The sequence below is a fragment of the Micromonospora sp. DT81.3 genome (assembly GCF_049847225.1).
In the GTDB taxonomy this organism is placed as follows: Bacteria; Actinomycetota; Actinomycetes; order Actinomycetales; family Microbacteriaceae; genus Microbacterium.
In genome coordinates this window covers 1-322 of the sequence record NZ_JBNCNY010000057.1, presented here as the reverse complement: position 1 = coordinate 322, position 322 = coordinate 1, and the positions used below count along the sequence as shown (strand labels likewise).

At 65.2% G+C, this 322-nt stretch carries 1 pseudogene; it reads left to right on the top strand.

The features are described from left to right. Positions 1-202: 202 nt before the first annotated feature. Positions 203-322, top strand: a pseudogene (locus tag ACPW96_RS23320) (IS30 family transposase); the annotation flags it as partial.

Sequence of the window (322 nt, the reverse complement as noted above, 5' to 3'; positions counted from 1 at the left end):
GTCCCTGTTGATGACCACGCCGGCACGTCCTTACCCAACGATCAATGTCGCAATTCTCAATCAGCGGTCGAGCCATCGGCGGGCAGCGGGCGGCCATTCCCAGTGAGCCGTCCATGCAGCAGGGAGACCTGAGCCATGCCCGCTGCCCGAGGGTGACCGAAACGCTACGACAACTGCCCTCCGGCCTCTCCAACAACGTAAGGAGGGGGACCTCATCGTCGGCCCGCATCACCGGTCCGCGATCGGCACCCTGGTGGAGCGGCAGACCCGTTACGTGAAGCTGCTGCACCTGAGCGCGCTGACCTCGGCAGAGCTGCATGCC